This is a genomic window from Micromonospora sp. R77 (genome assembly GCF_022747945.1).
GTDB lineage: Bacteria > Actinomycetota > Actinomycetes > Mycobacteriales > Micromonosporaceae > Micromonospora.
This window is the reverse complement of sequence record NZ_JALDST010000001.1, coordinates 2,649,950-2,676,938: the sequence shown is the minus strand read 5'-3', so window position 1 is coordinate 2,676,938 and position 26,989 is coordinate 2,649,950. Positions and strand designations below refer to the sequence as shown.

Annotated in this window: 28 protein-coding genes; 7 read left to right on the top strand and 21 right to left on the bottom strand. The window is 72.7% G+C overall.

What is annotated here, in order from left to right:
• Positions 1–11: 11 nt before the first annotated feature.
• On the top strand, positions 12–356 hold the full coding sequence (locus tag MRQ36_RS12380; protein ID WP_242801050.1) for a metallopeptidase family protein: 345 nt from the start codon (positions 12–14) through the stop codon (positions 354–356).
• A 96-nt stretch (positions 357–452) separates the two neighbouring features.
• Complete coding sequence (locus MRQ36_RS12375) at positions 453–1,175, top strand: AIM24 family protein (RefSeq protein ID WP_242795199.1); 723 nt, start codon at positions 453–455, stop codon at positions 1,173–1,175.
• 43 nt (positions 1,176–1,218) lie between these two features.
• Here the strand turns inward: MRQ36_RS12375 and pheA are convergent, their stop codons facing one another.
• The 4 genes from pheA to MRQ36_RS12355 form a co-directional block, all read right to left on the bottom strand.
• Positions 1,219–2,175: a prephenate dehydratase gene (pheA, locus tag MRQ36_RS12370; RefSeq protein ID WP_242795198.1), complete on the bottom strand. Its 957-nt coding sequence runs from the start codon at positions 2,173–2,175 to the stop codon at positions 1,219–1,221.
• 10 nt (positions 2,176–2,185) lie between these two features.
• Positions 2,186–2,716 carry a hypothetical protein gene (locus tag MRQ36_RS12365; RefSeq protein WP_242795197.1) on the bottom strand — a complete coding sequence of 177 codons (531 nt, stop codon included), beginning with the start codon at positions 2,714–2,716 and terminating at the stop codon, positions 2,186–2,188.
• Positions 2,717–2,839: 123 nt separating this feature from the next.
• Positions 2,840–3,298, bottom strand: a complete 459-nt coding sequence (locus MRQ36_RS12360) for a PAS domain-containing protein (protein WP_242795196.1) — start codon at positions 3,296–3,298, stop codon at positions 2,840–2,842.
• A gap of 191 nt (positions 3,299–3,489) precedes the next feature.
• Positions 3,490–4,227 carry a hypothetical protein gene (locus MRQ36_RS12355; RefSeq protein WP_242795195.1) on the bottom strand — a complete coding sequence of 246 codons (738 nt, stop codon included), beginning with the start codon at positions 4,225–4,227 and terminating at the stop codon, positions 3,490–3,492.
• A gap of 163 nt (positions 4,228–4,390) precedes the next feature.
• Between MRQ36_RS12355 and MRQ36_RS12350 the strand changes: the two genes are divergently transcribed.
• Positions 4,391–5,602 carry an arginine deiminase gene (locus MRQ36_RS12350; RefSeq protein WP_242795193.1) on the top strand — a complete coding sequence of 404 codons (1,212 nt, stop codon included), beginning with the start codon at positions 4,391–4,393 and terminating at the stop codon, positions 5,600–5,602.
• Between the two features lie 89 nt (positions 5,603–5,691).
• Here the strand turns inward: MRQ36_RS12350 and MRQ36_RS12345 are convergent, their stop codons facing one another.
• The 6 genes from MRQ36_RS12345 to MRQ36_RS12320 form a co-directional block, all read right to left on the bottom strand.
• Positions 5,692–6,576: a DUF5926 family protein gene (locus tag MRQ36_RS12345; RefSeq protein ID WP_242795191.1), complete on the bottom strand. Its 885-nt coding sequence runs from the start codon at positions 6,574–6,576 to the stop codon at positions 5,692–5,694.
• A gap of 160 nt (positions 6,577–6,736) precedes the next feature.
• Positions 6,737–7,153, bottom strand: a complete 417-nt coding sequence (locus MRQ36_RS12340) for an ATP-binding protein (protein WP_374251117.1) — start codon at positions 7,151–7,153, stop codon at positions 6,737–6,739.
• Between the two features lie 67 nt (positions 7,154–7,220).
• Positions 7,221–8,675, bottom strand: a complete 1,455-nt coding sequence (locus tag MRQ36_RS12335) for a PAS domain-containing sensor histidine kinase (protein WP_242795189.1) — start codon at positions 8,673–8,675, stop codon at positions 7,221–7,223.
• Between the two features lie 146 nt (positions 8,676–8,821).
• Positions 8,822–9,613 carry a glycerophosphodiester phosphodiesterase family protein gene (locus MRQ36_RS12330; protein WP_242795187.1) on the bottom strand — a complete coding sequence of 264 codons (792 nt, stop codon included), beginning with the start codon at positions 9,611–9,613 and terminating at the stop codon, positions 8,822–8,824.
• 12 nt (positions 9,614–9,625) lie between these two features.
• Positions 9,626–9,961 carry a rhodanese-like domain-containing protein gene (locus MRQ36_RS12325; RefSeq protein ID WP_242795185.1) on the bottom strand — a complete coding sequence of 112 codons (336 nt, stop codon included), beginning with the start codon at positions 9,959–9,961 and terminating at the stop codon, positions 9,626–9,628.
• 10 nt (positions 9,962–9,971) lie between these two features.
• A complete protein-coding gene (locus MRQ36_RS12320) occupies positions 9,972–12,068 on the bottom strand; it encodes an AfsR/SARP family transcriptional regulator (RefSeq protein WP_242795183.1) in 2,097 nt (698 codons plus the stop codon).
• Between the two features lie 244 nt (positions 12,069–12,312).
• On the opposite strand from MRQ36_RS12320, the gene MRQ36_RS33885 reads away from it, so the two are divergent.
• Positions 12,313–13,428 carry a CdaR family transcriptional regulator gene (locus MRQ36_RS33885; protein WP_242795182.1) on the top strand — a complete coding sequence of 372 codons (1,116 nt, stop codon included), beginning with the start codon at positions 12,313–12,315 and terminating at the stop codon, positions 13,426–13,428.
• Between the two features lie 48 nt (positions 13,429–13,476).
• Here the strand turns inward: MRQ36_RS33885 and MRQ36_RS12310 are convergent, their stop codons facing one another.
• The 9 genes from MRQ36_RS12310 to MRQ36_RS12270 form a co-directional block, all read right to left on the bottom strand.
• On the bottom strand, positions 13,477–14,034 hold the full coding sequence (locus tag MRQ36_RS12310; RefSeq protein WP_242795181.1) for a hypothetical protein: 558 nt from the start codon (positions 14,032–14,034) through the stop codon (positions 13,477–13,479).
• Positions 14,035–14,171: 137 nt separating this feature from the next.
• Entirely contained in the window at positions 14,172–15,107 is a 936-nt protein-coding gene (locus tag MRQ36_RS12305) for an LCP family protein (RefSeq protein ID WP_242801046.1), read from the bottom strand.
• 187 nt (positions 15,108–15,294) lie between these two features.
• Positions 15,295–16,503: an LCP family protein gene (locus tag MRQ36_RS12300; RefSeq protein ID WP_242795179.1), complete on the bottom strand. Its 1,209-nt coding sequence runs from the start codon at positions 16,501–16,503 to the stop codon at positions 15,295–15,297.
• Positions 16,504–16,710: 207 nt separating this feature from the next.
• Positions 16,711–17,925 carry an LCP family protein gene (locus tag MRQ36_RS12295; RefSeq protein WP_242795178.1) on the bottom strand — a complete coding sequence of 405 codons (1,215 nt, stop codon included), beginning with the start codon at positions 17,923–17,925 and terminating at the stop codon, positions 16,711–16,713.
• A 74-nt stretch (positions 17,926–17,999) separates the two neighbouring features.
• Positions 18,000–18,977 carry an NAD-dependent epimerase/dehydratase family protein gene (locus tag MRQ36_RS12290; RefSeq protein ID WP_242795177.1) on the bottom strand — a complete coding sequence of 326 codons (978 nt, stop codon included), beginning with the start codon at positions 18,975–18,977 and terminating at the stop codon, positions 18,000–18,002.
• Positions 18,978–19,044: 67 nt separating this feature from the next.
• Positions 19,045–20,718 (bottom strand): cation acetate symporter, encoded by a 1,674-nt coding sequence (locus tag MRQ36_RS12285; RefSeq protein WP_242795176.1) that lies wholly within the window; start codon positions 20,716–20,718, stop codon positions 19,045–19,047.
• Entirely contained in the window at positions 20,696–21,064 is a 369-nt protein-coding gene (locus MRQ36_RS12280; RefSeq protein WP_242795175.1) for a DUF485 domain-containing protein, read from the bottom strand. Before MRQ36_RS12280 ends, MRQ36_RS12285 begins: the two co-directional genes overlap by 23 nt.
• A 260-nt stretch (positions 21,065–21,324) precedes the next feature.
• The gene (locus MRQ36_RS12275) at positions 21,325–21,960 is read right to left on the bottom strand and encodes a flavin reductase family protein (protein WP_242801044.1); all 636 of its coding nucleotides are present in this window, start codon (positions 21,958–21,960) and stop codon (positions 21,325–21,327) included.
• Positions 21,961–22,096: 136 nt separating this feature from the next.
• Entirely contained in the window at positions 22,097–22,606 is a 510-nt protein-coding gene (locus MRQ36_RS12270) for an SRPBCC family protein (RefSeq protein WP_242795174.1), read from the bottom strand.
• Positions 22,607–22,720: 114 nt separating this feature from the next.
• On the opposite strand from MRQ36_RS12270, the gene MRQ36_RS12265 reads away from it, so the two are divergent.
• Together MRQ36_RS12265 and MRQ36_RS12260 are read left to right on the top strand one after the other, a co-directional pair.
• Positions 22,721–22,975: a hypothetical protein gene (locus MRQ36_RS12265; protein ID WP_242795172.1), complete on the top strand. Its 255-nt coding sequence runs from the start codon at positions 22,721–22,723 to the stop codon at positions 22,973–22,975.
• An 87-nt stretch (positions 22,976–23,062) separates the two neighbouring features.
• On the top strand, positions 23,063–23,320 hold the full coding sequence (locus MRQ36_RS12260; protein WP_242795164.1) for a hypothetical protein: 258 nt from the start codon (positions 23,063–23,065) through the stop codon (positions 23,318–23,320).
• Between the two features lie 23 nt (positions 23,321–23,343).
• Here MRQ36_RS12260 and MRQ36_RS12255 read toward each other — a convergent pair whose 3' ends face one another.
• Positions 23,344–25,038: an ABC transporter permease gene (locus tag MRQ36_RS12255; protein ID WP_242795162.1), complete on the bottom strand. Its 1,695-nt coding sequence runs from the start codon at positions 25,036–25,038 to the stop codon at positions 23,344–23,346.
• A complete protein-coding gene (locus tag MRQ36_RS12250; protein ID WP_242795160.1) occupies positions 25,023–25,787 on the bottom strand; it encodes an ABC transporter ATP-binding protein in 765 nt (254 codons plus the stop codon). Before MRQ36_RS12250 ends, MRQ36_RS12255 begins: the two co-directional genes overlap by 16 nt.
• Before the next feature lie 227 nt (positions 25,788–26,014).
• Here MRQ36_RS12250 and MRQ36_RS12245 point away from each other — a divergent pair, with 227 nt between their 5' ends.
• Complete coding sequence (locus tag MRQ36_RS12245; protein WP_242795158.1) at positions 26,015–26,965, top strand: hypothetical protein; 951 nt, start codon at positions 26,015–26,017, stop codon at positions 26,963–26,965.
• The last annotated feature ends 24 nt before the right edge of the window (positions 26,966–26,989 follow it).

Below are 26,989 nucleotides of genomic sequence, written 5' to 3'. Positions count from 1 at the left end.
GTCGGGTGGCCGTGGAGATGAGCCGTGAGCGGTTCGAGGAGCTGGTCGGCGAGGCCCTCGACGAGGTGCCCGAGGAGCTGCTCGGGCTGATGAGCAACGTGGTGATCCTGGTCGAGGACGACCCGCCGCCCGGCGAGGACCTGCTCGGCCTCTACGAGGGGCACGCGCTCACCGACCGGGGTTGGGACTACTCCGGCGTCCTGCCGGACCGCATCCTGATCTACCGCAAGCCCATCCTGCGCATCTGCGACTCCGACGACGACGTCGTCGAGGAGGTCGCGGTCACCGTGGTGCACGAGATCGCCCACCACTTCGGGATCGACGACGAACGGCTGCACGCCCTCGGCTGGGGCTGACCGGTCCACCCCGCTCCACCCCGCTCGGCCGATGCCGGCCGTTGCGCGGGTCCCCTAACCTGCGGAACAGGCACACCCCGATGCAGGAGGAAACCCATGCGCAGCGCCCTGTTCTCCGCGGAGAACCTCGAGAAGGAGTCCCAGCAGCCGGGCATGCGGCTGCAGAACTCCAAGATGCTGAAGATCGAGCTCAACGGCGAGGCGATGGCCCGGGTCGGGTCGATGGTCGCCTACCAGGGGCAGGTGCAGTTCCAGGCGCTCGGCTCCGGCGGCATCGGCAAGTTCATCAAGCAGCGCCTCACCGGCGAGGGTGTCCCGCTGATGAAGCTCTCCGGCCGGGGTGACGTCTTCCTCGCCGAGCTGGCCAAGGACGTGCACATCATCGACCTGGAGCCCGGCGACGCGCTGTCGATCAACGGGTCCAGCGTGCTCGCCTTCGACTCCACCCTCCAGTACGACATCAAGATGGTCAGCGGGATGGGCATGGCGTCCTCGTCCGGCCTGTTCAACTGCGTCTTCACCGGCCACGGCCGGATCGCGATCACCACCAAGGGCACCCCGGTGGTGCTCAACGTCGACGCCCCGACCTACGTCGACCCGCAGGCGGCGGTCTGCTGGTCGGCGAACCTGCAGACCGGCTACCACCGGGCCGAGCAGCTCGGCCTGGGCACGCTGCTCGGCCGCAGCACCGGTGAGGCGTTCACGATGAGCTTCGCCGGTCAGGGCTTCGTGGTGGTGCAGCCGTCGGAGGAGCCGCCGGTGCAGGGCAGCGGAGCACAGCAGCAGCAGGGTGGCCTGCTCGGCGGCCTGCTGCAGTGACCGCCCGGTGCGCGGGCGCCCGGGGTGGGGCGCCCGCGCACCGTCAGCTCAGCTCACCGGCGCGCAGTCGGGTCACCCAGGCCGCCGCGTCGGCGTAGTCGACGTCGGAGAGGCCGGCCGGTGCGGGGACCGGCCGTTCGGCCGCCGCCGCACTCCAGCGGTGCCGGGGGTACGACCCCAGGAAGCGGACGTCCGCGCAGACCCGGCGCAGCCCCTGCAACGCCTCACCCAGTCGGACGTCGGCGACGTGACCGGTGCAGTCGAGGAAGAAGACGTACCGGCCGAGGGCCTCGCCGGTCGGGCGGGACTCGATCCGGGACATGTTGACCCCCCGGACGGCCAGCTCCATCAGCACCGACAGCAGGGCACCCACCCGGTCGTGGGCGATGTAGATCGCCAGCGAGGTGACGTCGTCCCCGGTGGGGGGCGGGGGCGGGCCGGGGCGGGACACCAGCGCGAAGCGGGTCACCGCGTCCGGGTGGTCGGCGATCTTCTCGGCGAGCACGGTGAGCCGGTGTCGGGACGCCCCGATCGGGGCGCAGATCGCCGCGTCGTACTCGCCGGTCGCGGCACCGGCCGCCGCCGCGCCGTTGGAGAGCACGTCGACCACGGTCGCGTCGGGCAGGTGGTCGCGCAGCCAGCCCCGGCACTGGGTGGACGCCTGCGGGTGGGCGGCCACGCCCCGGACGTCGGCGAGCGACGTGCCCGCGCGGGCGGCCAGCACGAACTCCACCGGCAGGATCACCTCGCGGGTGATGACCAGGGGTTCCCCCTCGATCATCTCGTCGAGGGTGACCCCGACGGCACCGCCGATCGAGTTCTCCAGCGGCACCAGGGCCGCGTCCGCGTCCCCCACCCGTACGCTGTCCAGCGCCTCGCCGACACTGCGGGCGGGCGTACGGGAACCACGCTCGGCGGCGGAGACGGTACGCAGCGCCTGCTCGGCGAAGGTGCCCTCGGGCCCGAGGTAGACGAAGCGGGTCGGCGGTGTTCCCGGCATGCCGACCAGCCTACGCACCCGGCGTGCCGTCGCAGGCCAAGGTCCGGATGCCGGGCGGCGCGACGGCGCGTACCTGCACCCCGCAGACGTCCGTACCGGCGGTGACCAGCTCCAGTGCCGCCGACCGGCCCCGGGTGACCACCTGGAGCTCCTCGTGCCCGGTCACCGCCAGCACGGTGTACTGCCATTCGCCGGCGCAGAGCGGCCCGGTCCGGACGGTGACCCGTACCGCTGCGGGCAGGATCCCGTCCGGACCGCGCAGCAGCCGGGCCACCCGGTTCCCCGACGGCCCGTCGGTGCATCGGGTGGCGACCAGGTCGGCGGGGGTGGGTACGGGCCGTGGGGCGCCCGGGGTGGTCGGCGCGACGCTCGGCGTGACCGGCACGGGCGAGCCGCTGGCGGTCGGGGCGACCGCCGCCGAGGGTGGGGGTTGCCGCAGTTCCGGCGGGGTGCCGCAGGCGGTGAGGGGCAGTACGACGAGCAGCGCGACCGGGGCGGCGAGCCGGCGCGGACCGGCGGGACGCGGTGCGGTGGGCGGCACGATCCGATCCTCGCATCGACAGGCATGGTTGCGGCCGGGTGGCCGAGCCCATCGTAGGAGGATCGCCGGGCGAGGTGAAGCTCGCCTGTGGACACAGTCGGGGTCACCGACCGTCCCTGCTGGTCAGACCTTCGAGAAAAAGGTGAGCGAACCGGCGACGTCGCCGTCGGCCAGCACCGGCGTGGAGATCGCGTCGACGGTGGTGCCCGGGGCGTCGGTGTCCGGTTCGCGGACCCGCAGCAGCCCACGGGCCAGCCGCCCGGAGTGCAGGGCGAGCAGCGGGGGGATCTTGTCGGACTCCTGCTCGGTCAGCTCGCTGCTGTAGGCGGTGAAGTCGACCAGGCGCAGCCCGCCGTCCAGCAACGGCCGGCCGATCACGTCCTCCGGGTCGCCCAGGCAGAGCAGCTCGCAGCCGGACGACGAGATCGCCACCACGGTGGTGTCGGCGTCGATCAGCAGGCAGGGCTCGGCGGCGTGGGAGACCGTGTGGGACCACTGCCCGACACTGTCGAACTCGTGCTCTGCCGGTGTCCGTGCCGCGGGCACGAACACTTCCGAGAGCGACAGTTCGACGTGGGCCACCGCGCCTCCTATATGCACCGACGGTCTGTCCACGCTAGCCGGTCACCGCGACGACCGAGCTGGTGCCACCGGCCGCCGCTCCCGGTGAGCTGCCCGCCCACCAGGGGTGCTGCGGCGCGTGCGCCGGTGACGGCGCGGACCGACGGCACCGCCGGGGCGGGTTCGGCGACCGCGTGGCGTCGTCGGAGACGTTACCGGCGGGCGGCCCGCTTGTCAGCGGCCGTTCGGCCCTCGTCGTACCACCGGTAGTCGGCGGATGGACGGTACGTGCCGTTGAGCCACGTCCCGGGGTGCTGGGCGACCCGGGACAGCTTCTCGGCGGTGGCCGGGCTGATCCGGTTGCCCCCGGCGACGAGCAGGCGGTCCAGCTCCCGGTGGGTGGCCATCAGGCAGTCCTTGGGCAGGCCGTAGACGCTGATCACGCCGGAGCCGACGAAGGTCAGCACCGGCGTCACCGGGATCTGCAGACCGACCGCGTCGGAGAGGGCCTTGCTGGCCCGCTTCGCGTCCCGGCGGGCCTCGGCCACATAGGGCGGACGCTTCCCGTTGATCTGCACGACGTCGCCGGCGACGAGCACCCGGGCCCGGCCGTGGTCGGCGATGGTGACCGCGAAGAGCCCGCTCGGGCCGATGGCGAGGAACCCGGCGCGCTCCTCCTGGCCACGGTCGAGCAGGACGTCGGCCATGTCCGTGCGGGGCCACTCGATGACGTGCCACCCGGGCCCGAGGTGGTCGAGCTGACCGAGGGCGCGCGCACCGGCCGCCTCCAGCCGGCGGGCACCCCGTTCGGCGCGACGACGACGAGCCCACTCCAGTGGAGTGGGTCGGGCCGGTTCGAGCACCGAGGTGGGCTCGACCCGGGGGTGCGGCACCGAGGCGGGCGGCAGTGCCCGCGTGGGTACGGCTCGACGAGCGGGAAAGACAGTCATCGCGACCTCCGGCAAAAGGTCCCTCGAAGTTATGTCTCCACTACCCTACGTTGCCGACCCCGGTGTTCGGCAAGTTGGAGCGCCGGAATGAGTGCGGATGAATGCCATATTCATCCGCTGTTCTTTTCTCGAATGGTGCTCACGCCTGCCCTACGCTGCGAAGGTGACCCACTTCGTGGACAGCGAGGTCGCCCGACTCCGCACGGTGCTGCTGCACCGCCCGGGGCCCGAACTCGCCCGACTCACCCCCCGCAACAACGACTCGCTCCTCTTCGACGCTATCCCATGGGTGGGACGGGCGCAGGAGGAGCACGACGCCTTCGCCGGCGAGCTGCGCAGCCGGGGCGTCGAGGTGCTCTATCTGGCCACCCTGCTCGCCGAGACGCTCGCCGTCCCCGACGCCCGGGCCGAACTCGTCGACCTCGTGCTCCGCTCGCCCCGGCTCGGCGACACCCTCCGCCGCCGGGTCTCCGACCACCTCGCCTACCTCGACCCGGTGGCCCTCGCCGACGTGCTGACCGCCGGGCTCGCCCACGAGGAGCTGCGGCTCGGCCGCGACCGGCCGGGCGGTCTGGTCTGGACGCTGATGGACCGGCACGACTTCGTCATCGACCCGCTGCCCAACCTGCTCTTCACCCGGGACTCCTCGGTCTGGATCGGCGACCGGGTCGGGGTGACCAGCCTCGCCATGCCGGCCCGCCGCCGGGAGACCACACTGACCGACGCGATCTACCGCCACCACCCCCGCTTCGCCGGCACCGGGTTCGTCTACCACCCCGAACTGGAGCACCTGGAGGGTGGCGACGTGCTGCTGCTCGCGCCGGGCGTACTCGCCGTCGGGGTGGGCGAGCGGACCACCCCGGCCGGCGCGGAACGCCTCGCCCGGCAGGTCTTCGCCGCCGGCCTCGCGCACACCATCCTGGTGGTCCCGATCGCCCAGGAACGAGCCACCATGCACCTGGACACCGTCTGCACCATGGTCGACGTGGACGCCGTGCTGATGTACCCGAACATCGCCAGCACGCTGTCGGCGTACACCGTGGTGGCCGGCGCGGACGGCGACGACCCGCGGGTCGACGGCCCGGCGCCCTTCCTGCGGGCGGCGGCCGACGCGATGGGCCTGGACCAGCTCCGGGTGATCGACACCGGGCTCGACCCGGTCACCGCCGAACGCGAGCAGTGGGACGACGGCAACAACACCCTCGCCCTCGCGCCGCGGCTCTGCGTCGGCTACGAACGCAACGTGGAGACCAACGCCCAGTTGGAGCGGGCCGGCATCGAGGTCATCCCGATCGCCGGCTCCGAGCTCGGTTCCGGCCGGGGCGGCCCGCGCTGCATGTCCTGCCCCCTCGTCCGCGACCCGCTCGGCGGTTGAAGGAGGGGCCCCTTGTTAACGCCGGACGTTGTACAGGGGCCCCCTGTTAACACCAGGCGTTAAGAGGGGGCCCCTGCTTGCATCCGGGGTCAGCGGAGGGTGAGCTGGCGACCGACGAGGCCCTGGCGGGCCCGGCGGCCCGCGGCGTCCAGCGGGTCGGTCTCCTTCAGCGCGGCGGCGTACCGCTCGGCGAAGGCGGCCACCGGGGCCTCCCACTCGGTCGCCGGGACGTCCTCGGGCAGGTCCCAGACCGGGACCAGCCGGCCGTGCGCCCGGAACATGCCCGCGAAGCGGGTCCGCTCGCCGAGGGTCAGCGTGCCGGCCGCGCTCAGCCGGGACAGCGTGTCCAGCGCGGTGTCCTCGTCCTCCGGCAGCACCCAGCGCACGTGCGCCTTCTCCGGCACCTGGCACCAGTACGCGGCCCGGGCCGCCGCCAACCGTACGGTCGGGTAGACCGCCGCGTTGGCCCGCTCCAGCGACGCCTGCACGGTCGGGTCGTCGGTCGCCCCCGGATCCAGCCAGAAGTCGAACCCGTCGTGCATGCTGATCTCCAGCGGGCCGTCCACCAGCACGTCCTGCAGACGCGGTCCCGGGCCGGGCAGCGGCGGCACGCTCACCTGGCCACCCGGCTCGGTACGCAGCGCGCAGAGCAGCGCCTCGGCCAGGTCCCGGGAGACGTCCCCGGACTGCTGGTGCCGCTGGAGGCCGACGAAGACCCGGCCGTCCGCCTTGGCCATCGCCGGGGCGGCCATCGGCAGCACGGTGGCCAGGGTGACCGGGCGGTCGCCGTACTCCTCGGTCAGCTCGGGGGTCAGCCGCAGCGGCGCGGAGGCGGCCGGGACCAGCTCGCGCAGCGCGATCCACTCCGGCTCGTCCACCAGCCCCTCGAACGGGCGGGGCACGAAGACGTCGCGCACCTTCTCCCGCTTCGGTACGGCTCCGGCGGCCTGCTGGTTCTTCCGACGCTTGCTCATGCGGTCGCCTCGCTCCGCTCGGCACCCGCACGAGGCTCCATTGCACGGTGCCTGATGATTCGCTCGCTGCGCTCGCTCATGGCGAGACAGCCTAGAGCTCGGCCGGCGCCGGGTGGGGACGACCCGCCCCGGCGACCGCCCGGCCGGGCGGGACCAGGTGTCAGCCGGCCGGGACCAGGTCGGGTCGGGGCGTACCGGCGGGGTCGAACTCGGCCCAGACGCTCTGTCCGAGGCCGTCCCGCTCGACGCCCCAGCGGCTGGCCAGGCCGGAGACGATGTGCAGGCCGCGCCCGTCGACGGCGTCCGGGCTGGCCGCCCGCATCCGGGGGCCGGAGGGGGCACCGCCGTCGGTGACCCGGAGCTGGACGCACGGCCCGTCGGGCGTCGGGCGCAACCGCCAGGCCACCCGGACCACCCCGCCGGGCAGCGGGTCGGCGTGCCGAACCGCGTTGCCGACCAGCTCGGCGAGGACCGCGACCAGGTCGGCCAGCAGGGCCGGGGGTACGACGTCGGCCAGCTCGTCGGCGAGCCGGTGCCGGGCGAGGCGCGCACCGGTCGCGTGGTGTGGCACCACCACGCACCACGAACGCTCCGTCGACTCGGTCGACACCGCCGTCCCTTCTCGCCCCGCTGTCCGGGTCAGGTCAGGCCCGTGGCAGCCGCACCTCTGCGACCGTACCGCCACCGGTCCTCGGTCGAAGGGATACCCAGCCATTCTGTTGTTCAACGATCTGCCGGACGAGATAGAGACCGAGTCCGGCCCCCGGATAGCGCCGCCGGTCGCCCGACTCGCCCTGCCAGAACCGGTCGAACGCCCGTTCCACGTGCTCCGGGCGGATGCCGATGCCGCGGTCGGCGACCCGGAAGGAGACCGTCCGCTCGTTCGCCTCGGCGGTCACCTCGATCGGGGTGTCCGGCAGCGAGTACTTCCCGGCGTTGGTGCTCAGCTCGGTCAGCACGGTGGCCAGGCTGTGCCGGTCGCCGAGCGCCTTGGCCAGGTCGTCGGGAAGGTCGAGGACGATCCGGTGCCGGACATCCGCGGGCAGGTCGACCACCGCGGCGCGGAGCGCGTCGGCGAGGTCGAAGGGGGCGGCCGGTTCGTTGCCGGGCCGGTGCTCGGTGGCCGCCGTGAGCAGTCGGTCCACCAGCCGGGCCAGTTCGTTGGCGCGCTGGCCGATGATCCGGGCCGCCTGCCGCCGGTCGTCGTCGCCGAGCGAGTTCCAGTGGTCGGTGAGGGTGTCCGCGTACCCCTTGATGACGGTGACCGGGGTGCGCAGCTCGTGGCTGGTCACCGCGACGAAGAGGTCGCGGTCGAGGTCGCGCCGCTGCTGGTCGGTGATGTCCCGGAAGGTGACCACCCGCAGCGCGCCCGGACCGGGCAGCTCGCCGGAGGTGATCCGCAGCCAGCGGCCGTCCGGCAGCCGGTGGTCGAGCACCTGCCCGGACTCCGGCAGCGGGAAGGGCAGCGGCCGGTTGATCGCCTCACCGGTGGGGCGGCCGGTGACCAGCGCGGCGGCCGGGTTCCAGAGCCGTACGTGGTGCTCCCGGTCGACCACGGCCAACCCGTCGGCGAGCGCCGCGACGACCGGGCCGTCGCCGTGCACCGGCAGGCCGGTCTGGTCGCCGTACATGTGGGCGATGCAGGAGGCGACGTAGCCCAGGACGGCGGCCTGGGAGCTGTCGAGCGGGTCGCCGTCGGGATAGAGCGCGTGCAGGCTGCCGACGGTGAGGCCGCCGATCTCGGCGCGGGCCACGATCATGCGACGCAGACCCCGGCCGGCCACCTCGCCGGCGAGCGCTCCGGGGATGCGGTCCACCGACACCTCGCGGACCGGTGGCCCGGAGAGGAGGCAGACGGTGGCCGGGTCGGTGGCGGGCAGCGGCCGGCCGATGGTCCATTCGGCGCCGCCGGTGGCGGCGATCACCCGCCCGCCGGTGGGCGCGAACTCCACGAAGGCGAGGCTGGCCGCACCGATCGCCGGCTGGACCACCCTGAGCAGGCGGGTGAGCACCGGCAGGCCGGACTCACCGCAGTTGATCATCTTGATCACGCTGGTGTGGCCGGCGATGAGGGCGGCGAAATCGGTCTGCTCCGGCATGTCCCGAGTGTGCCCCGCCGACCGGTCCACGGGACACCCCCGCCCGTCCGGCCCGGGTCGACCACCGTCCGGGCCGGGCCGACCGTCGCGCGGTTCGGACCGGGCCGGCCATCGGGGCGGGTCGGACCGGGCGGCGCGGGGCCCGCTCAGCGGCCCAGCCGGGCCAGCGTCCGCGCGGGCCGGTCGGTGATCACGCCGTCCACCCCGGCGTCGAGGACCAACGCCAGGTCGTCGGGCTCGTTCACCGTCCAGACGTAGACCTGGTTGCCGGCGGCCCGGAGCGCGGGTACGAGCTGCGGACGGGCCCGCAGCAGCGCGATCCCCGGCCCGGCGATCCGGGTGCCGAAGGGCAGCCGGCCCAGCCGCAGCCAGCGCGGCAGCACCTCCAGCAGCAGCACCGTCGGCAGGGCCGGGGCGAGTTCGCGCACCCGCCGGACGGCGAGCGGCGAGAAGGACATCACGGTGACCCGTACCGGGTCGTCGGGGCCGGGCTCGGCGAGCCCGTAGCGGCGCAGCAGGGCCACCAGCCGCCGCTCCACGTCCCGGCCGTACCGGGTGGGGTGTTTCGTCTCCACCAGCAGCCGGACCGGCCGGCCGGCGGCCAGTACGGCGTCGAGCAGCCGCTCCAGGGTGAGCAGCCGGGTGTGCGTGTCGTCCAGCACCTCGTCGCCCTCGGCCGGCACCGCGCCGGGGTGCCAGGAGCCGAAGTCGAGGGTCTCCAGCTCGGCGAGGGTACGCGCGCTGACCAGCCCGTGACCGTTGCTGGTCCGGTCCAGCCGGCGGTCGTGCACGCAGACCAGGTGCCCGTCCCGGGTGAGCCGGACGTCGCACTCCAGCCCGTCGGCACCCTCGTCCAGGGCGCGCAGGTAGGCGGCGAGGGTGTGCTCGGGCAGGTCGTACGACGAGCCGCGGTGTGCGAAGACCAGGGGGTCGCCCATGCCGGTCGGCCGTTACGCGACCCGGCCCGGCTGTCCGTCGTCGGTGACCACCGGTCGACCGGCGGCGGCCCACTCGCCCATCCCGCCGTCGACGTTGCGCACCTGTTCCCAGCCGTTGCGCAGCAGATAGGCCACGACCTGCGCGGAGCGGCCGCCGGAGCGGCAGATGACCGACACCTCGTGGTCGTTCGGCACCTCGGCGAGCCGGCCGGGCAGCTCGGTCATCGGCAGGTGGTGGGCACCGGGGGCGTGGCCGGCGGTCCACTCGTCGTCCTCCCGGACGTCGAGCAGGTAGCTGTCGTCGGGCACGGCCGACGCGGGCACGCTGGGAATCTGGGGTCCGAACACGGGGACAAGCCTAGTGGGACGACCGGCGTGCGGCGGCGGTCCGGGGTGGCAGTTCGACCCGCCGTCGGCAGCCCGCCAGGTCGGTACGCGAGCCGATCACCCGGTACCGCTGCGCCGCCTGGTGGCGGTTCCCGCTCAGGTACGCCTCGGCCGCGCTCCGCCAGGGACTCGGCGCGACCCGGGCGAGCGCGGTCGCGGGCACCCCGGCGATCCGCATCAGGATCGGCAGGTCCACGCCGAGTTCGGGCGGCAGGAAGGCGGTCCCGACGACGCCGATGGCCTCCTCGACCAGGGCGGGCACCCCGCGCGTCGGACGGTTCCGCCCGGTGGCGAGCGCTGCCGCGAGCACCGCCGCATAGACCCGGGCCTGCCAGCGGACGCCCCGGCGGCTCTGCTCGGTGAGCCGTTCCAGGGCCTGCGCCGCCCCGCTCCTGTTGCCCCGGAGCAGCTTCAGCCGGCCGTCCAGATAGAGGCACTGGTCGGTCAGGAAGTGCCGGTCCTCGTGGGCCAGCCAGTGCTGGACCTGTCGCTCCGCGTCGGCCGGGTCCCCCGACCAGAAGGTGCACCAGGCGCGGGCGGCGTCCAGGTAGCGCAGGTCCTGGGTGCAGCCCCGGGTCTCGGCGGTGGCGCGGGCCCGGGCGAGGATCCGGGCGTACCGGGCGAGGTCGCCCAGGCCGGCCACCGCGTCCATGGCGTTCACCGAGAGCACGACGGGCGTCCAGCCGGCGCTGCGCTCGTGAGACGTCATGGCGTCCAGGCAGTCGCCGGACCCGCCCGGGTCGCCGAGGTCCAGCCGGGCGATGCCCCGGTTGCTGAGCAGGCGGCTGCGATCGCGTGGCGCGGGCGTCCGCTCGCCGGAGCGCAGCGCCGCGTCCGCCCGGCCGACGGCCTCGTCCGGCTGCCCGGTGACCGCGAGCAGGCCGACCAGCGAGGCGACCAGCGGCACCGGCCAGGTCACCTGGGGTCGCGCGGCGAGCACCTGACGGGCTGGGGCCACGGCGTCGAGCGCCGCGCGCCGGTCACTGCGGCACCAGGCGATCCGGGCGAGGAGCAGCCGTGCCTCGGCGATGCCGGCGAGGTCGCCCCGATGGGTGAAGATCCGTAGCGCCTCCCGTGCCTCGCTCACGCCCTCGCCGCTGTCCCGGGCCCGCTGGTCCGCGAGGCGTACCAGGAGTCGGGGGCGTTCCGGTTCGTCGGGCGCGGTGGTGGCGAGCACGGCTGCCAGGCACTCCTGGGCCTGTCCGTGCCCACCCGTCCGCTCGGCGAAGTCGGCGGCGCGGAGCAGCGCGTGCCGGGCCGCCGGGTGCGGGTCGGCCGGTGCCGACGGAGTCGGGCGTACCGCCGGGGCGGGGGTGCGGCCCTGGTACGTGCGGCGCGGGCTCCACGGTGCGGGGCCGGGTTCCCCGCCGGGGATCGCGCCCCTCCGGGACCGGTACGCCCGGTAGGCGTCGACCGCCTCCTCGTGGCGGCCGCATTCGGTGAGGGCCTGCACCAGCCGTCGCTGGAAGCCTTCGTGCTCCGGGTGTTCGGCGACGGCCTTCCGCAGCACCGGGAGCGCCGCGGCCGGTCTGCCGAGCGCGATCTCCAGGTCGACCAGGGTTTCCCGCGCGCGCTCGCGGGCGTCCTCGAGCGCCGCCACCTCCGGCCAGCCCGAGGCCTGCGGGTGGAGGCTGCCGAGCGGGTGGCCGGTCCACCGGCCGAGGGCCTCCCGGAGGAGGTTCAGCGCGAGGTCGGGGCGGCCCTCGTCCACCATCCGGAGGGCGTCGTGGTGGTGTTGCCGGAAGACGAGCACGTCGAGGTCCAGCCCGTCCAGGCGTAGCGCGTAGCCGCTCTGGTCGGCGGGGATCCGTCCGCCCGGCAGGTCGAGCGCGGGCAGTGCCCGCCGGAGCCGGTGCAGCTGCACGTGGACGGCGGGTCGGGCGTCGGCGGGGTCCCGGCCGGGCCAGAGGGCGGTCGCGATCCGGGAGACCGGTACGACCGCGGGCGCGTGGAGCATGAGCAGGCCCAGCAGGAGACGCCGCTGTCGTCCGCTGATCGGCAGCGGGGTGCCGGCGACCTCCCAACCGACGCCACCGAGCAGCCGGCCGTGTTCCCGAGGGCCTCCCACCGGCGAGCCTCTGCATCGATGCACGTGAATCATGATGCCCACCCGGAGGGGTGGTCGCAACCGGGCGTGGCGGCGCCCCGCTTTCATCCCGCTTGCAGCTCCGGGCTAAGCGTTGCAGGGGCATCCACCGTCTTCGACACTGCACTCAGTACGGAGCGTACGTCTTTGAACGCTCCAAGTTACTGATGGTGACGACCTGGGAGGGAAAGCCTTGTCGCGTGCGCCACGCCATTCCTCGGCCCTGGTGCGACATGTCGGGCAGGCCGCGTCCGCCGTCGATCACGCGCTGGCCGGCGAGTTCCCGGCCCCGGCCGGCCGGCCGGTACGGCCCCGGCACTCGCCCGGACGCCTGGTACGGGTGTTCCTCCGTCGGGCGCTGCGCCGGGCGGCGGCCGGCGAACCGTGGACGCCGGCCGACCTCGATCTCCTCGCCCGGGCTGGTGGGCACGCCGCCGCGCTCGGCATACCGGCCGGCCCGCTGGAGTTCGGGGTCCGGGTGTGCGTGAACGTCAGCCTGCAGACCCTGTGGTCGCTGATCGACGAGACCGGCACCGAGGAGTTGCTCCACCTGAGCAGCTGGCTGCACCAGCACCTGCCGGCCACCCTGGCGGCGGTCAGCCGGGGATACTGCGGGCAGCTCCGCGAACAGTTCGGCACCGTCCGGGTCCGGCGCATGCTGGCGGAGGCTCTGCTCGCCGGGCGCCACGTCGACGCGCTCGCCGCCAGTGCCGGTCTCACCCTGCCGGCCTCCTTCCTCGTGCTGGTGGTCCGTGGCGGGCCGGCCGACCGTCCGCCGCCCGGTGGGGTCCTGCACCTGGTCGAGGCCGGCCAGCAGGTGTTCCTCTTCGGCGTGTCGGCGGTAGGGGACGTCGCGGCGCGGCGGCGGGTGGTGGAGGCGTCCGCGCAGCAGCTCGTCGACGTGCTCGCCCGGGACGCAGTCGAGGCGACCGCCGGCCGGGCCTGGGCCCCGACCCGCGCCGAGGTGCCCCGCGCGCGTGCCGAGGCGGGGCTGGTGGCGAGACTGGCGGTGGCCACCGGCGCGGTCGCCCGGGTGCACACCCTGACCGACGTGGTGCTGGAATCGACCGTGGTGGGTGCCGGTTCGGCGGCGGACCGGCTCGCCGGTGTGCTGGACGGCCTCGACGGTCGTCCCGACCTGATCGAGACGCTCGAGACGTTCTTCGCCAACGACTTCGACCGGACCCGCTCGGCCCGGGCGCTGTTCCTGCACCGGCGGACCCTGCAACTGCGGCTGCACCGGATCTCCGAGCTGACCGGCCACTCGCCGACCACCGCCCGGGGCTCCCTGGTGCTCAATGCCGCGCTCTGTGCACGGCGGCTCCGCCGGACCGCGCCCTGAACGCCGGGTGCCGGGCCGGCGGTGAGCCGACCCGGCAGACGGTCCGGATCAGACCATGTAGTTCACGCAGCGGGCGTTGCCGTACACGTAGCAGACCGTGTAGGGCGAGCCCCAGCTGTCCCGGCGGACGGTGACCTCACCGGTGAAGAACATGTACGACCGGCCGCTGCCGGAGTCGTACCCACCGCTGAAGGTGACGCCCTTGTAGCTACCGCTGATGCTGCCGACCACGTTGCCCGGCTTCTCCATCTTCGCCTTCACGTAGCAGCGGGAGAAGTAGTACGAGCCGCTCCAGAGGCCGTTGGTGCACTGGACCAGCGTCTGGCTGCCGTAGCCGACGGCGTTCCACCCGTTGTACGGCTGGATCGCCAGGATCGAGCCGTACACGCTGGGCCGGTTGTTGACGAAGTCCAGGGAGAGCTTGTAGTCGTACCAGCCGACCTCGTGGGCCCCCCAGATGTCCGTGTAGTTCATGATCATCCGGTCGCCCTGGATGGTGGCGGGGGCGGCGGCGGCCGGGGAGGCGACGCTGGCGAGGGTCAGCGCCCCCAGCAGGGCCGCGAAGAGCGCGGTCAGCGCCCGGCGCGTGCGGAGTGAGACGGACATGGCACCCCTTTCGGAACGATGATGGGATGCCTTGAGTGTCTTCTTCGTCGTCTGTGCGGCGCATTGACCAGATGAGCACACCGGGCGCGCGGCCCCTGCCCAGCCGGACAGTGCTCCCGGGCCGGGTGCCCCGACGGTCAGAGCCGGGTGACCCAGCGGGGGTTGGCCCCGGCCCAGTCCGCCAGCCGGGCACCACGGACGGCCTCGAAGAGCCCGCCGCCGCCGTTGTCGAGCACCACGTAGGAGACCCCGTCGATGGTCTGCGGATAGGACGGCACCTGCACCCCCCGCAGCGCGTCCGCGGGCAGCGAGCGGAACGCGAGCACCAGGTCCTCCAGGGGTACGCCGTTGGTGTCCACGGTCAGCGAGCCGCCCACCGCCCGCAGCACCCGGTCGAGCTTCACCGGGTCGTTGCGCAGGTGGGTCTGACCGGCCTTGTCCAGCACGGCGCGGAGCATCTGCTGCTGGTGCCGCTGCCGGTCGTAGTCCCCGCCGGGCAGGTCGTAGCGCTGGCGGACGTAGTCCAGCGCCCGGGCGCCGTCCATCTGCTGGCAGCCGGGGGTGAACAGGGTCTTCGTGTGGATGGACCGGACCTGGGTGTCCACGCACATCCGGATGCCGCCCAGCAGGTCGATCACCTGTTTGAAGCCGGAGAAGTCGACCAGGGCGGCCCCGTCGAAGCGGATCCCGGTGAGCCGGGCCAGGGTGGCCGAGAGCAGGCGGGCACCGCCGGCACCGCCGCCGCCGTGCTCGTACGCGGCATTGATCTTGTCCGGGCCGCCGCCCCAGTCGCCGGCGGGCGGGATGGCGACCAGCAGGTCGCGCGGGACCGAGATCAGGTACGCCTGTTCCGTGCCGGCCGGCACGTGCACGATGAGCACGGTGTCGGAGCGCTGGTCGTCGGCGTCGGCCCCGGGCCGGTGGTCGGAGCCGATCAGCAGATAGTTGAGCGGGCCGGCGAGGTCGGTGCGGCGGGTGCGGGCGATCGGGTCGAGGAGCTGTTCCTTGACCACCGTGCGGTCGTAGCGGCCGGTCAGCCAGTGCAGCCCGGCCACGGCGACGCCCGCCAGCAGGACGAGCACCAGCCCGACGCCGAGCAACCAGCGGGACCAGCGGGCGGGTCGACCCCGCCCGGGTGTACGCCGTGCTGGCCTGGACGTGGCACCCTCCCCGCAGCCGTGACGTGAGACCCGCTCACGTCAGGCTACGGTCCGCGCCGCCCGGCGGTGCCGCTTTCGCCGCAGCCGCCGGAGCGCGAGGTCACTTACGCGTGGACAGGACGCTCGGGTTGGCCACCACGAACTCGGCGAGCTTGTCCTCCTTGACCGCCCGGAACATCTCCATGCTCAGCTCGTTGAGCGATTCCCGGCCGCTGGCCGCCGTGGCGTACGTGCCGCCGTTGGTGCGCAGCGTGGTGAGGTCGTTGCCGTTGACACCCTTCATCGTGTAGATGAAGTCGTCGATCGGCACCCCGCCGGTGTCCAGGACGAAGGCCTTGCCGGCCGCCTTGATCAGCGCGTTCAGCTTGATCGGGTTGCTCAGCGTGCCGCTCTCGGTGGCCTTCTTCGCCATCGCCTTGATCAGCTGCTGCTGGTTCTGCTGGCGGTCGTAGTCGCTGTTCGGCAGGCCGTAGCGCTGGCGGGCGTAGTCGAGCGCCTCCCAGCCCTCCATCTCCTTGCAGCCCTTCTTGTGCACCACCGGCTTCATCGGCTTGCCGGTCTTCTTCGCGTCGGCGTTCCACATCGGCTTGCCGTCGACGATCGACATGTGGTGCGAGGGGACCTCGTGGCTGACGCAGATCCGGACGGTGCCGAGGGCGTCGATGACGTTCTTGAAGCCGCCGAAGTTGATGATCGCGGCGCCGTCGAAGCTGATCCCGGTCATCTTCTTGATGGTCTTGGCCATCAGCTGCGCGCCGCCCTCCCAGCCGCCGCCGTTGCGGGCGCCGGCCTGGAAGGCTGCGTTGATCTTGTCGGTGCCACCCTTGTAGCCGCTCTTCTCGAACGCCGGGATCTGCGCCTCGGTGTCCCGGGGGATCGAGATCAGGTACGCCTGGTCGTGGCTGGCCGGGATGTGCAGGATGATGATGGTGTCCGAGCGGACGTCGTCGGCGGCCCAGCGGGCCCGGGCGTCGACGCCGAGCAGCAGCATGTCGATCGGGCCGTCGAGGCTGTTGCCGCCCTCGGCGTCGGTCTTGCCGGCGTCACCGAGCAGGTTGCGCTGGGCGATGTTGCCGGTGGCCTGACCGATCACCGCCTTGCTGCCGACGATGGCGAGGCCGCTGGTCATCATCAGCACCGCGCCGAAGATCAGCGTCAGTCGAGCCCAGAGCGGATCCTTGCGGCGCTTCTTCTTGGCGCCACCGGTCCCCCGACCGCCGGCGCCCGGCTGGGTGGGGATGATCGGCGGCACCCGGCCGGGTGCGCCGGGTTCCAGTGACTGTGGGCGACGGCTGGTCTGAACCGGCATGCGTGCTCCAGCTCGTGATCGGGGGGCGGGACCACTGTACGTACCGGTTCCCGTTCTGGCGACCTCCTTGTCCGGCTATTCCCGCTTGTCCCGGCAGTCGTCGACGTGAATTGCCCGAACGGCCAATTGAAAGCATCCGGTCGGCGGTTGGCTCGCCATGGGACGAGCTTGACCGCCGACCGGCGGCGTGTTCCGGAGGTGCCGGCGTCAGTTGCCGTCGCTCGGCTGGTTGGCCTTGACCCAGTCGGCCATCGTGTCCCCCGACATCGCCTTGTACATCGCCAGCGCCTTCTCCCGGTCGGAGACCACCACCGACTCGCCGTTGATGGTCTGGCTGCCGACGTTGGGGTTGGTGATGAAGGTCAGGTCCTGGCCCCGCAGGCTGCGGAACTGCACCGCCATGTCGACCACCGAGAATCCCTGGTCCACGGTCGCGGCGTCGGTGACCGACTTCAGGAAATCGTTCAGCTTCCGGGGGTTGGTCAATGTGTCGGTGCTCGCCGCCTTGTCCATCAGCGCCTTGAGGAATTCCTGCTGGTGGCGCATCCGGGCGAAGTCGCCCTCGGGGAACTGCTTGCGCTGCCGGATCCAGTCCAGCGCCTCCGCGCCGTCCATGTGGTTCACGCCCTTGGCGAACTTCCGGTACGGCTTGTGGATCGAGGTGATGCTCCGCTCGACCTTCAGGTCGACCCCGCCCAACGCGTCGGTGACCTGCTTGAACCCGGCGAAGTCGATCGCCATCACGTGGTCGATCCGCACGTCGCTGAAGCACTCCACGGTCTTCACCGCCAGCGGCAGACCGCCGAAGGCGAACGCGGCGTTGACCTTGGCCCGCCGGTCGGTGTCGCAGGAGGCGCCAGCGTTCTCCGGAATCGGCACGTACAGGTCACGCGGGATGGAGACCAGGTAGGCGTGCTTGTGGTCGGCCGGGATGTGCATGACGATCAGCGTGTCCGCGCGCCACTTGCCGGCGCTCTCCACCGGGGCGTCCGGGTCCCGGGAGTCGCTGCCGACCAGCAGGATGTTGAGCGCGCCGTCGACCGTCTTGGCCGGCCGCCCCCCGGTGATCTGGGAGAACGGGTCGGTGCGGGCCAGGTCGCCGTTGAGGTTGCGGGCGTAGAACCAGGCGCCGGCACCCCCGAGCAGCGCCAGCACCAGCACCGCGATGCCCGCGACCAGGCCGATCCGTCCCCACCGCGGGCGGGGGCCGCGCCCGCCCGGACCACGGCCGCCCGGACCGATGGGTCCGACCGGGCCACCGGGACCGCCCCGGCGGGGCTCCTCGTCGTACGACGGGTACCACTGCGCCTCGGCGGAGCGGGCGCGCCCGGAGGCGCCCCGGCCGGGGCCGGGGACCTGGGCGCGACCCGCGCTCCGGTTCAGGTGGGGGAGGGGGACGCCGGCAGAGGTGCTAGCTGACATGTCACCGAGGGTAGGTCGCCGGGGCCAGCATCGCCCTCAGGCGCGTCCCGGTGTCAGCGTGCTGCCAGCCGGGTTCAGTACCCTAGCCGCTCGCGGAAGTACCCGATCGTGCGTCCCAGGCCGTCTTCGGGCGCCACGGTGGGCTCGTATCCGAGCAGTTCGCGGGCCAGGGTGAGGTCCGGGCGGCGCATCTCCGGGTCGTCCGCGCTGCGGGTGATGTAGCTCACCTCGGACGTGCTTCCGGTGAGTGACACGATCGTCTCGGCGAGTTGCCGCATCGACATCTCGTGCTCGGTGCCGCAGTTGATCGGACCGGTCTCGGTGGAGTCCAGCAGCAGCAGGATGCCGCGCACCAGGTCGTCGACGTAACAGATCGAGCGGGTCTGGTTGCCGGTGCCGTGCACGGTGATCGGCTCGCCGCGCAGCGCCTGCGAGATGAAGGTCGGAATGGCGCGACCGTCGTCCGGGCGCATCCGCGGGCCGTACGTGTTGAAGATCCGCACGATCGCGGTGTCCGTGCCCTTGCTGCGGTGGTAGGCCATGGTGGCCGCCTCCGAGAAGCGCTTCGCCTCGTCGTAGACGGCCCGCACGCCGATCGGGTTGACGTTGCCCCAGTACGTCTCCCGCTGCGGGTGCTCCTTCGGGTCCCCGTACGCCTCAGAGGTGGAGGCCATCAGGAACCGGGCGCCGTCGGCGGTGGCCCGCTCCAGCAGGTGCAGGGTGGCCACCGAGCCGACCCGGAGGATCTCCACCGGCAGCTTCTCGAAGTCGGTGGGGCTGGCCGGGGAGGCCATGTGCAGGATGGCGTCGAACCGCTCGGTCAGCGCCGGGTGGGTCGGCAGGCCCTCAGAGATGTCCGCCTCGACCAGCGTGAAGGTCGGCCTCTCGAACAGGTGGGCGACGTTGTCCTTGGAGCCCGTGACGAAGTTGTCCAGCACCACGACGGTGCAGCCGCGGGCGATGAGCGCGTCGACCAGGTGCGACGGCACGAAGCCGCCGCCGCCGGTGACGAGGATTCGGTGTCCGGGTCCGAAGCGGGGCTCTACCTTCATGCCGGTCAGCCTACCCAGGCCGGTGGGCCGGAGCCGTTCGCGGCTCCGGCCCACCAGGGGTGTGGCGTCAGTGGGCGCCGGCGCCGGTCAGGGCGCGCACCTCCAGTTCCGCGTACTTCTCCGCGTCGTTCTCCTTGGAGACCAGGGTCCCGATCCAGCCACACAGGAAGCCGAACGGGATGGAGATGATGCCCGGGTTGGACAGCGGGAACCAGTGCCAGTCGTGGTCGGGGAACATGGCCGTCGGCGCCCCGGACACCACCGGGGAGAAGAAGACCAGCACCACCGCGGCGAGCAGCCCGCCATAGATCGCCCAGACCGCGCCGGAGGTGTTGAACCGGCGCCAGAACAGGCTGTAGAGGATCGCCGGCAGGTTGCCCGAGGCGGCCACCGCGAAGGCCAGCGCCACCAGGAAGGCCACGTTCAGGCTCTGCGCATAGATCGACAACGCGATCGAGACCGCGCCGATGACCAGCGCGGAGATCCGGGCGACCCGGACCTCCTGCCGCTCGGAAGCCTGACCGTTCTTGATGACGTTGGCATAGAAGTCGTGCGCCAGGCTGGACGACGAGGCCAGGGTCAGCCCGGCGACCACCGCCAGGATGGTGGCGAAGGCGACCGCCGCGATGATCGCCAGCAGGGTCGCGCCGCCCAGGTTGCCGCCGAGGAAGTCCTTGCCGAGCACCTCCGCGAGCTGCGGCGCGGCGGTGTTGCCGGCCTTGTCCTGGGCGGTGATCGCCTTGCCGCCCACCAGCGCCGCCGCGCCGAAGCCGAGGGCCAGGGTCAGCAGATAGAAGGTGCCGATGATGCCGATCGCCCAGAGCACGCTCTTGCGGGCCGCCCTGGCGGTCGGCACGGTGTAGAAGCGGATCAGGATGTGCGGCAGGCCGGCGGTGCCGAGCACCAGCGCGATGCCGAGCGACAGCAGGTCCATCTTGCTGTAGAAGGTCTTCAGCGCGTCCCCGGGCGTCTCCACGCCGTACCGCAGGCCGGGTTCGAGGAAGTTGCTCCCCTTGCCGGACGCGGCGGCGGCGTCGCCGAGCAGCGACGACAGGTTGAACTTGTACTTCGCCAGCACCAGCAGGGTCATCACGACCGCGCCGGTCATCAGCAGGAACGCCTTGACGATCTGGACGTACGTGGTGCCCTTCATGCCGCCCACGGTGACGTAGATGATCATCAGGGCGCCGACCATGATGATCGTGGCCACCTTCGCCGTGTCGGCGTCCATGCCGAGGAAGGTGGTGCCCGGCTTGATGCCGAGCAGGAGCGCGACCAGCGCACCCGCGCCGACCATCTGGGCCAGCAGATAGAAGATCGACACGGTGATGGTGGAGACCGCCGCGGCCGTCCGGACGGGACGCTGGCGCATCCGGAACGCCAGCACGTCGGCCATCGTGTACCGGCCGGAGTTGCGCAGCAGTTCGGCCACCAGCAGGAGCGCCACCAGCCAGGCGACCAGGAAGCCGATCGAGTAGAGGAAGCCGTCGTAGCCGTAGAGGGCGATGATCCCGGCGATGCCCAGGAAGGACGCGGCCGACATGTAGTCGCCGCCGATCGCCATGCCGTTCTGGAAGCCGGAGAAGGACCGGCCGCCGGCGTAGAAGTCGGTGGCGGTCTTCGTCTGCCGGCTGGCCCAGACGGTGATGGCCAGCGTGATCGCCACGAAGACCAGGAAGAGCGTGATGGTGAGGTTCCGGGCGGTGGTGCCGCCCGCCTCAGCCGCGAGGACCGTGGTCATGGGTCACCTCCCCGATCTCGGCGCGGATCCGGTCGGCGACCGGGTCGATCCGCCGGTCGGCGAACCGCGAGTAGAGCCAGGCGATCACGAACGTCGAGACGAACTGGAGCAGGCCGAAGACGAGGGCGACGTTGATGTTGCCGAAGAGCTTCGTGCCCATGAAGCCGCGCGCGTAGGCGGAGAGGATCACGTAGAGCGCGTACCACAGGAAGAACGCGACGGTCATCGGGAAGACGAAGCCGCGCAGCGCGCGCCGCAACCCGGCGAACTCGTCCGACCGTTGTACGGCGAGGTACCGCTCCGCCGCCGACTCGGCGGGCGCGGACGCGGGTGTGTCCGTGGACATCTGTGGATCACCACCTTCACAGGCGTGGGGAGTTTCGCGCACGGTAGAGAGCGCGCTCCCCGCCGGGGAAGAGCGGGATCGAAGGCGGTCGACGGCTGCGCCGAACGGCCGCCGGGCTGCGCCGAGTGACCTGGATCACTCCGTTGAGCGGTCGTCGCCCGTTGGCGACGCCGCCGGACGCCCTGGTCGTCCGCCGGTCCGGGTCGGTGCACCGCCGCAGGTCACCCTGGTGGAGTTGCGGCGTCCCAGCGGGCGGCGGCCTAGTCGGTCAGCTCCCGGTAGCGGCCCCGGTAGTGCAGCAGCGGCGTGGACTCCTCGGCCAGGTCGACGGCCTCGATGGTGGCCTCCACGAGCAGGCCCCAGCCGTACTCCCGGGCGGTGTCCAGGCGGCAACCGGCCCACCCGCCGGCGTCGGACGGCACCGGGCCGTAAGGGGTCTCGGTCCACGAACCGGTGGCGAAGAGGCCACCCGGGGACGGGAAGAGGCCGGCGAAGCGATCGGCGAGCTGCCGGTGCGGCGGCCCCAGCGGGGCGACCGCGAACCGGCCCGCCTCCTCGATCGCGGCCCACAGGTCGGCCTCCGGGTCGATCAGCCCGAGCAGCCGGTCCGGCTCGCCCTCGGCGACCAGGGTGGACGAGACGGTCAGCCCGGCCGGCCCGGGAGCGGTCCAGAGGGTGACCGGGGCGGCGAGCCGCCCGCGCAACCGGCGTACGGGTGACCGCTGCCCGGCCGGCACGGCGAACGGGTCGGTGTGGTGGATCTCGGCGCCCGGCTCATGATTCACGTGAAACATTGTGCCGCCCCGCGCCCGTGCTCCACCCGGGAAGCGCTCGTGCAGCTCGGCCGGCCATGCGTTGAGTTCTGACCCGAAGATCACGCTCGATCCGGGAAACAGTGCCCTCCCACCAGCCGTTGCAACAACCACTTGAAGCCAAGCGCCTACGAGGCCACTGCTTCCCGGATCGAGCACGATCTTGCGCAGGGCGAGCGCCGCCCTTGCGGGGCAGGCAGGGTGAGCGCGGGCGTGGCGATCACGCCCGGTCGCGTGTCCCGTCGGGGGTGAGGGAGCGGCGGGCGGCGGCCAGCACCTCGGGGTCGGTGCAGCCGGCGGCGTAGCCGGCGATGCGGCGGTTGATGTCCCGGCCGAGCAGCCAGACCCCGATCCGGTCCGCGACCGGGCGCAGGAACGCCGGGCGGCAGCGGAAGTTGTAGCGCCAGGTGGCGACCGTGTGGCCGGGCTCCGGGGCGGGCGCGAAGCGCCAGCCACCGGCGAACATCTCGAAGAACCAGGGGCCGCGCACCATCTTCATCCCGACGCGGCTGGGCGGGGCGAAGGAGACGTACTCGCTGACCATCACCAGGCCGTGGCGGGAGCGGGTGAACGTGCGGACGCCCTTGCCCGGACGGGTGGCGCCGTCGGTGAAGTGCTGCTCGCGGACGAACGGATCCCAGCGGTAGCGTACCGGCGCGACGGTCTGCGACACGGCGAACGCCAGCTCGGGTGGCACGGGCACGGTGGTCACCGCTTCGACGACTGGCATCGCCCCATTGTGTCGCCGCCCGCAAGCCGCCCACCGCACACCCGCACCGGCCGGGCCCACCGCACCGACGGCCGGCCCACACGGCGGGTGCGCGGAGCGCCTATCGTGCCGGGCATGGCCCCCCTGACACCGCAGAAGCTCGCCCAGACCCGGGTCCTCGACGTCGACGCGTTGGCCCGCAACGAGGTGGACCTGCGGACCTACCCGCACCGGAACCTCGCCCTGATGGTCCAGCCGGGGCTGACGGGCAGCGGCGTCACCCGGCTGCTGGAGGGCGTGGAATACCTGGGGCAGTTCGGGTGGGAGCTGGTCAACGTGACCGGCGTCAGCCGCAACCATTTCCTCTACGCGTTCCTGCACCGCCGCTGACCGGGTAGCGCCGGCACCCGACCCCGCGCCATCGACCGGGAGCGGCGGCGCGGGTACGCCGAGCGTGGACCGACTAGCGTGCCACGCATGTCGTTCATGTCGCCGCAGCAGCTCGCGCAGGACCGGGTGGTCGAGGTCGAGGTCATCCTCGGCGGCCAGGTCGACCTGCGCGCCTATCCGTACCGGCACCTCGTCCTGAAGGCCCGCCACACCTTCAGCCGCAGCGCCTTCCCCCCGCTCATGGAGGCGGTCGAGCACCTGTCGAACTACGGCTGGGAACTGGTCAACATCGTGGCCGTCGGGGAGGGACACCACATCTACGCCGCCATGCGCCGGACGGCCTGACCGGTCGGGCGAGTCGAGCGGCGTCAGCGACGCGGCGTGACCGTGGCCAGCAGCTCCGGCTGACGCCGGTCCAGCACCTCGCCGGCCAGGTACGACCCGAGCAGCGCCGCACCCAACCCGTAAGCCAGGCCGACGGGCAGGGCCAACCAGAGCCAGAGGTCGCCGAGCAGGGCCGCGGCCACCACCATCGGGGCGGCGGCCACCGCCGAGGCGAGCATGGACAGCAGGGTGAGGAAACCCTTCGCCACCCCGGCGCCGCTGTTCATCGCGAACGGGTTGCTCGTCTCCGGCAGCGAGTACGCGCCCAGCACCGAGACGAAGCCGTTGATCGCCAGCCCGGCCCCGTACGCGGCGAGCAGCGTGCCGGCCATCACGCCCAGCCAACCAGGGTGCCGCAGCAGCACGGCCAGGACGACCGCGACGACCGCCAGCATCGGCAGCACGTACACCGCGAAGGCGGTCATCCGGGCGCGCAGCTCCAGCCGGCCCGGCACGCCGGCCACGACGTTCGCCGCGTAGGCGCTGCCGTCGAAGCCGAACTGGTTGGCCAGGGTGACCGAGGCGAGCACCCCGACGAAGAGCATCGAGAGGCCGACCAGCACCGGCGAGGAACTGGCGGCGGCGTCGTCGAACGCTGCGCCGCCCTCGTCGACGAACTGCGGGCCGCCCAGGTTGACCATCAACGGCACGAAGATGCCCACCACCGCGATGGTGATCAGGTTCGCCCGGCGGCGGGCGTCCCGCCACCAGTAGCGGCACTCGCGGGCGACCAGCGCCCCGAAGCGGTCCCGGCGGGTCCAGCCGACCGCGCGCGGGAAGAGCTGCGCGACGGCGCCGCCGACCGGGCCGCGTCGGTCCCGGGCCGGGCCGGCGCTGGCCGCGCCCACCATCGCCGTCTCCAGCGAGCGGGACCACCAGAGCAGCAACGCGCCGATGCTCGCCGCCGTGATCAGCAGCTTCACCGGTACGGCCCAGACCCGCCCCTCGGCCAGGTCGATCCCCGCCGTCCAGGGCGCGCCGAACGGGGTCCAGCCGAGCACCCGGGCGACTCCGGTCAGCCGGTCCCAGTCGGCCTGGCGGACCGCCGCCAGCACCGCGATCTGCAACGGGCCCAGCAGCGCGGCGAGCACCGCCAGCAGCACGGCCGCCAGGTCGCGTACCCGGCGGGACCGGAGCATGGTGGCGAACGCGCTGGTCACCGCGCGGGCCGCCGCGACGCAGAGGAGCAGCCCGGCGACCACCCCGACCAGTTCGACCAGCGCGGCGGACCAGCCGCCGAGCAGCCCGGCGGTGACCACCAGCCCGGACATGGCCAGCAGGGCGGCCAGCGCGGGCACGCTGACCAGGGCGGCCACGTAGAGGCCGGTGACCAGGGTGCGGCGGCTCAGCGGCAGCAGCGCGAACCGGGCCGGGTCGAGGGTCTCGTCGACGCCGAAGAAGACCAGCGGCAGCAGCAGCCAGCCGAGCACCAGCAGCCCGCCGCCGAAGGCGGCGGTCATCAGCGCGTACCGGGGCTCGCCGGCCAGGCCGGGCGCGGCCAGCGCGAAGAAGCCGGTGGCGGCGAACCAGAGCCCGACCAGCACGCCGGCCACGAAGAGCGCGATCCGCCAGCCCTGGCCGCGGAAGTTGTTGCCGAGCACCCGCAGCTTGAGGCGTACGAAGTGCCGGGCGGAGACCCGCCGGGCCGGTCCGGCCGGCGCGGTCACCGGGACAGCCACGACAGTTCCTCACCCGTCGCGGTCCGTCCGCCGACCACCTCGACGAAGACCTCCTCCAGCGACCGGTCGCCGCGCACCTCGGCGAGGGTGCCGACCCGCTTGATGGTGCCCTCGGCCAGGATCGCCACGTGCGAGCAGAGCCGCTCGACGACCTCCATCACGTGACTGGAGAAGACGACCGTGCCGCCGCCCACCACGTACCGGTGCAGGATGTCGCGGATCAGCGCCGCCGAGACCGGGTCGACCGCCTCGAACGGCTCGTCCAGCACCAGCAGCCGGGGGCCGTGCAGCAACGCGCAGGCCAGGCCGATCTTCTTCTTCATGCCGGCCGAGTAGTCGACCACCAGGGTCCGGCCCGCGTCGGTGAGCGCCAGCACGTCGAGCAGCTCCGCCGCCCGCTGGTCGACCACCGCCGGGTCCATGCCGCGCAACAGACCGTGGTACGCCAGCAGCTCCGCCCCGCTCAGCCGGTCGAAGAGGCGTACGCCGTCCGGCATCACGCCGAGCAGGCCCTTGGCGCGGACCGGGTCGCCCCAGACGTCGTACCCGAGCACCCGGGCCTCGCCGGCGTCGGGCCGCAGCAGGCCGACGGCCATCGAGAGGGTGGTGGTCTTGCCGGCGCCGTTCGGGCCGAGCAGCCCGTAGAACGACCCGGCCGGGACGTCCAGGTCCACCCCGGCCACCGCGACCTTGCTGTCGAACCGCTTGGCCAGGCCACGAAGGGACAGCGCCGGCTGGTGATCGGTCATGCCCCGACCGTAGCCGCTCGCGGCCAGCCGGAGTTCCGGCCGAAGGATGATCTTCTCCTCCTCCCTGAGCGGTACGGATGCGGCCGGGCCGCTCAGGGTTGCCGGGTCGACGCCGGACGATCCCTGGCGGCCATGGATACGGGATGTCACCATGAGGCGACCTCACGTGCTCCTGGGAGGTGGCCGTGCAGTTCGGACCTTCGCGCCACGAGGGCGAAGGCGGCGACGTGTCCGTCTTCACCGTCCACACCGAGAGCGGGCCGCTGAAGGTCCGGCCGCGCCGGCTGCCGGTCGACCTGACGGTGACGATGGCGACGCACGGCACCGTGCGGTTGACCGGCGTCGCCCGTTTCTTCCCGGCCGACACGGTTCACCTCGAAAGGTCGACCGCGGTGATCGGCGACGGCTGCGTCCTCCGGCAGGAGGAGCACTTCCACTTCCACCACGTGGAGGTCTCCTTCGACCGGCTCGTCGAGTCCCCGGAGGCGCTGGACGCGCTCAGGGTGGCGCTCGCGGAGCCGGGCGATTCCCGGCACACCCGCCACTTCCGGGACGCCGTACGCGGGCTCTGCGCGCCGCCCCCCGAGCCGGAGACCGACAACCAGGCGCGGCTGCGTGTCCGGCAACCGGTCTCCGTCACCACCCGGGCCTCGGCCGTCGTGCTCGGGGAGGGCACCCGGGTCACTCGGAAGGTCGAGTTCATCAGTGAGCTGACCACGATCGACGCGGTGGAACTGCTCGCCCGGGACTCCGGGCTGGTCAATGCCTTCCTCGACCACCTGACCTCGGTCGACCTGGCCTCCCGTGAGCCGCTGACGAGTCTCTTCGCCGCTGCCGCCGGCCAGGTCGAGGACCTCGAACTGATCAGGGGCGCCCAGGATCTGCGCGACCCCGGGACGAGCGTGTTCCGGGCCGTGGGCCACGAGGTGGTCAGTGACGCGGTGGGTGTGCTGCTCGGTACCGGTAACCGGTTGGACCGCAGTCTCGAGGTGCGACGCCCGGACGTCTACGGCCTCGCCCCGTCCCAGGGGCTCGAGGTGGTGACGGAGGTGGCCGAGCACGCGGCCGAGCTGGCCGAGTTGCAGCGCGCGGTGGCGGAGCAGGCGGTTGATGAGCCGGAGCCGGAGCCGGAACCGCACCGCCGGGGCTACGACTTCGATTTCAGTTTCGGTTTCTGACGGCGAGCCGGCAGCGCGGGTGGG

What these genes read in the sequence shown, in the direction of transcription:
- MRQ36_RS12375 (WP_242795199.1), top strand. Translation starts at nt 453, where the DNA reads ATGCGCAGCGCCCTGTTCTCCGCGGAGAACCTCGAGAAGGAGTCCCAG.
- pheA (WP_242795198.1), bottom strand. Translation starts at nt 2,175, where the DNA reads ATGCCGGGAACACCGCCGACCCGCTTCGTCTACCTCGGGCCCGAGGGC.
- MRQ36_RS12355 (WP_242795195.1), bottom strand. Translation starts at nt 4,227, where the DNA reads ATGACTGTCTTTCCCGCTCGTCGAGCCGTACCCACGCGGGCACTGCCG.
- MRQ36_RS12345 (WP_242795191.1), bottom strand. Translation starts at nt 6,576, where the DNA reads ATGAGCAAGCGTCGGAAGAACCAGCAGGCCGCCGGAGCCGTACCGAAG.
- MRQ36_RS12335 (WP_242795189.1), bottom strand. Translation starts at nt 8,675, where the DNA reads ATGCCGGAGCAGACCGATTTCGCCGCCCTCATCGCCGGCCACACCAGC.
- MRQ36_RS12330 (WP_242795187.1), bottom strand. Translation starts at nt 9,613, where the DNA reads ATGGGCGACCCCCTGGTCTTCGCACACCGCGGCTCGTCGTACGACCTG.
- MRQ36_RS12310 (WP_242795181.1), bottom strand. Translation starts at nt 14,034, where the DNA reads ATGTCCGTCTCACTCCGCACGCGCCGGGCGCTGACCGCGCTCTTCGCG.
- MRQ36_RS12300 (WP_242795179.1), bottom strand. Translation starts at nt 16,503, where the DNA reads ATGCCGGTTCAGACCAGCCGTCGCCCACAGTCACTGGAACCCGGCGCA.
- MRQ36_RS12295 (WP_242795178.1), bottom strand. Translation starts at nt 17,925, where the DNA reads ATGTCAGCTAGCACCTCTGCCGGCGTCCCCCTCCCCCACCTGAACCGG.
- MRQ36_RS12290 (WP_242795177.1), bottom strand. Translation starts at nt 18,977, where the DNA reads ATGAAGGTAGAGCCCCGCTTCGGACCCGGACACCGAATCCTCGTCACC.
- MRQ36_RS12285 (WP_242795176.1), bottom strand. Translation starts at nt 20,718, where the DNA reads ATGACCACGGTCCTCGCGGCTGAGGCGGGCGGCACCACCGCCCGGAAC.
- MRQ36_RS12280 (WP_242795175.1), bottom strand. Translation starts at nt 21,064, where the DNA reads ATGTCCACGGACACACCCGCGTCCGCGCCCGCCGAGTCGGCGGCGGAG.
- MRQ36_RS12270 (WP_242795174.1), bottom strand. Translation starts at nt 22,606, where the DNA reads ATGCCAGTCGTCGAAGCGGTGACCACCGTGCCCGTGCCACCCGAGCTG.
- MRQ36_RS12265 (WP_242795172.1), top strand. Translation starts at nt 22,721, where the DNA reads ATGGCCCCCCTGACACCGCAGAAGCTCGCCCAGACCCGGGTCCTCGAC.
- MRQ36_RS12260 (WP_242795164.1), top strand. Translation starts at nt 23,063, where the DNA reads ATGTCGTTCATGTCGCCGCAGCAGCTCGCGCAGGACCGGGTGGTCGAG.
- MRQ36_RS12250 (WP_242795160.1), bottom strand. Translation starts at nt 25,787, where the DNA reads ATGACCGATCACCAGCCGGCGCTGTCCCTTCGTGGCCTGGCCAAGCGG.